Below are 3,438 nucleotides of genomic sequence, written 5' to 3' on the forward strand. Positions count from 1 at the left end.
TTTTGCGTTACAAGCATAAAAGCCCCAAGCCATTTGGCTCGGGGGTTTTGTTTTTGCCTTCTTGCTTTAATTAATCCCCTGATGGTGCCCTACTCTCACATGGGGAAGCCCCACACTACCATCGGCATCTCTGCGTTTCACTTCTGAGTTCGGGATGGAATCAGGTGGGTCCACAGCATTATGACCATCAGGAAAATCGGTGATGATATTGTTGTCTTTTCTCTTCTTATCTCTTTAAAATCGGAACAAGCTGTCTGAGTGTTTTTCTTGCTTTTACTTTTTTGCTTTCGCTTTGTCTGGTTTTCCAAAAACCCTTGAGCGTTGTATAGTTAAGCCGCTCGGGCAATTAGTATGGGTTAGCTCAATGTCTCACAACACTTACACACCCCACCTATCTACGTCGTAGTCTCCAACAACCCTTACAGTCTTATAGACTGGGAGAACTCATCTTGAGGCAAGTTTCGTGCTTAGATGCTTTCAGCACTTATCTTTTCCGCACGTAGCTACTCGGCAATGCGTCTGGCGACACAACCGAAACACCAGCGGTGCGTCCACTCCGGTCCTCTCGTACTAGGAGCAGCCCCTCTCAATTCTCCAACGCCCACGGCAGATAGGGACCGAACTGTCTCACGACGTTCTAAACCCAGCTCGCGTACCACTTTAAATGGCGAACAGCCATACCCTTGGGACCTACTTCAGCCCCAGGATGTGATGAGCCGACATCGAGGTGCCAAACACCGCCGTCGATATGAACTCTTGGGCGGTATCAGCCTGTTATCCCCGGAGTACCTTTTATCCGTTGAGCGATGGCCCTTCCATACAGAACCACCGGATCACTATGACCTGCTTTCGCACCTGCTCGACTTGTCCGTCTCGCAGTTAAGCTTGCTTCTACCATTGCACTAACCTGACGATGTCCGACCGTCATTAGCAAACCTTCGTGCTCCTCCGTTACACTTTGGGAGGAGACCGCCCCAGTCAAACTACCCACCAGACACTGTCCGAGACCGCGTTTCGCAATCTTCGTTAGAACATCAAACGTTAAAGGGTGGTATTTCAAGGACGACTCCATAGGCACTGGCGTGCCTACTTCAAAGTCTCCCACCTATCCTACACATTAAAATTCAATATTCAGTGTCAAGCTATAGTAAAGGTTCACGGGGTCTTTCCGTCTAGCCGCGGGTACACCGCATCTTCACGGCGATTTCAATTTCACTGAGTCTCGGGTGGAGACAGCCTGGCCATCATTATGCCATTCGTGCAGGTCGGAACTTACCCGACAAGGAATTTCGCTACCTTAGGACCGTTATAGTTACGGCCGCCGTTTACTGGGGCTTCGATCAGGAGCGTCTCTTTCGATAACACCATCAATTAACCTTCCAGCACCGGGCAGGCATCACACCCTATACGTCCACTTACGTGTTTGCAGAGTGCTGTGTTTTTAATAAACAGTTGCAGCCAGCTGGTATCTTCGACCGGTTCACCCTTCACCCGCAGGGGGTTACAAGCTACGCCGGCGCACCTTCTCCCGAAGTTACGGTGCTATTTTGCCTAGTTCCTTCACCCGAGTTCTCTCAAGCGCCTGAGTATTCTCTACCTGACCACCTGTGTCGGTTTTCAGTACGGTTTAGTGATATCTGACGCTTAGTGGCTTTTCCTGGAAGCGTGGTATCGGTTACTTCGTGTCCGTAGACACTCGTCATCACGTCTCGGCGTTAAGAAATTCCGGATTTGCCTGGAATTTCCACCTACCGGCTTAAACGGACATATCCGACAGTCCGCTAACCTAACCTTCTCCGTCCCCACATCGCAATATCACCAAGTACGGGAATATTAACCCGTTTCCCATCGACTACGCTTTTCAGCCTCGCCTTAGGGGCCGACTCACCCTGCCCCGATTAACGTTGGACAGGAACCCTTGGTCTTCCGGCGAACGGGTTTTTCACCCGTTTTATCGTTACTTATGTCAGCATTCGCACTCGTGATACGTCCAGCGAACTTCTCAGTTCACCTTCATCCGCTTACACGACGCTCCCCTACCCAACAGATTGACTCTGATGCCGCAGCTTCGGTGCTATGTTTGAGCCCCGTTACATCTTCCGCGCAGGCCGACTCGACTAGTGAGCTATTACGCTTTCTTTAAATGGTGGCTGCTTCTAAGCCAACATCCTAGCTGTCTAAGCCTTCCCACTTCGTTTCCCACTTAACATAGACTTGGGGACCTTAGCTGGCGGTCTGGGTTGTTTCCCTCTCCACGACGGACGTTAGCACCCGCCGTGTGTCTCCTGAGTATCACTCTTCGGTATTCGCAGTTTGCATCGGGTTGGTAATCCGGGATGGACCCCTAGCCGAAACAGTGCTCTACCCCCGAAGGTGTTCGCTCAAGGCTCTACCTAAATAGATTTCGGGGAGAACCAGCTATCTCCCGGTTTGATTGGCCTTTCACCCCCAGCCACAGGTCATCCGCTAATTTTTCAACATTAGTCGGTTCGGTCCTCCAGTTAGTGTTACCCAACCTTCAACCTGCCCATGGCTAGATCACCGGGTTTCGGGTCTATACCTTGCAACTGTTCGCCCAGTTAAGACTCGGTTTCCCTACGGCTACCTTATTCAGTTAACCTTGCTACAAAATATAAGTCGCTGACCCATTATACAAAAGGTACGCAGTCACAGAACGAGTCTGCTCCCACTGCTTGTACGTACACGGTTTCAGGTTCTATTTCACTCCCCTCGCTGGGGTTCTTTTCGCCTTTCCCTCACGGTACTGGTTCACTATCGGTCAATCAGGAGTATTTAGCCTTGGAGGATGGTCCCCCCATCTTCAGACAGGATATCACGTGTCCCGCCCTACTTATTTCAAACTTAGTTCTTCCCATTAATTTTCGGATACGGGATTATCACCCTCTGTGATTCAACTTCCCAGTTGATTCTCCTAATTGATGAGATAACATTTGATGGCTTCTCCGCGTTCGCTCGCCGCTACTGACGGAATCTCGGTTGATTTCTTTTCCTCGGGGTACTTAGATGTTTCAGTTCTCCCGGTTTGCCTCAACAAGCTATGGATTCACTTGTTGATAGTAGGTTCTTCACCTACTGGGTTTCCCCATTCGGACATCTTGGATTAAGCGTCTCTTATCGACTCATCCAAGCTTATCGCAGATTAGCACGTCCTTCATCGCCTCTGATTGCCAAGGCATCCACCGTGTACGCTTAGTCGCTTAACTATACAACCTCAAGGGTTTTCCTTGGAGTCGTATATTCTACAACTGACTTGTCTGCCTTTTTACAGACAAGGATTGGTTTTTGCTTTGTTTTTACTCAGACTTTTCATTGCTTGAAAAATCTCTCAGTTTTCAGCTTGTTTCCAGGTTTTTAAAGAGCATCAGACAACACTTTCATTCACGTTATTGTGGATTGAAAGCCATCATCATTGGCAAA

General features: G+C 49.2%; 2 rRNA genes. Both read right to left on the minus strand.

What is annotated here, in order from left to right:
- Positions 1 to 76: 76 nt before the first annotated feature.
- Positions 77 to 192 (minus strand): 5S ribosomal RNA (gene rrf / locus RO21_RS01365).
- Between the two features lie 133 nt (positions 193 to 325).
- A 23S ribosomal RNA gene (locus RO21_RS01370) occupies positions 326 to 3,224 on the minus strand.
- Positions 3,225 to 3,438: the final 214 nt, after the last annotated feature.

This window comes from Muribacter muris, assembly GCF_001038205.1.
Taxonomy (GTDB): domain Bacteria; phylum Pseudomonadota; class Gammaproteobacteria; order Enterobacterales; family Pasteurellaceae; genus Muribacter; species Muribacter muris.